The 326-nt window shown below is 30.1% G+C and carries 1 pseudogene; it reads right to left on the reverse strand.

The window, feature by feature from the left end:
• Positions 1 to 65: 65 nt before the first annotated feature.
• Positions 66 to 326 (reverse strand): annotated as a pseudogene (locus LQ686_RS14005) (IS21 family transposase); the annotation flags it as partial.

The following is a 326-nucleotide window of genomic DNA, read 5'->3' on the forward strand; positions in this document are numbered from 1 at the left end:
CATTGACTAATAAATTATGTAATACTTCGCTTGATTTACTCATCGTAACTTGCATAATTTTGAATCTAGAATATGATAAAAGTAATACCCCCAATATTCAATGATACTTCTTGATTATCTTTAGTCCTAAATCTTATATCTTCTTTCCAGTCAAATTGTGCTTGATAACCAGGACTTGTTTCAAATCTAGTTGTGCCACTTGGCGACAACTTGTGCTTTCCTTTTTTAAAATACACATTTAATTCTTCATGTCTTGTGATATAAGCCCTAAAAGTAGAATATGCACATTCAAGTCCATGATTATCTTTTAAGTATTGCCATAATAT

The sequence above is a fragment of the Mammaliicoccus sp. J-M41 genome (assembly GCF_022385935.1).
Classification (GTDB): Bacteria; Bacillota; Bacilli; order Staphylococcales; family Staphylococcaceae; genus Mammaliicoccus; species Mammaliicoccus sciuri_A.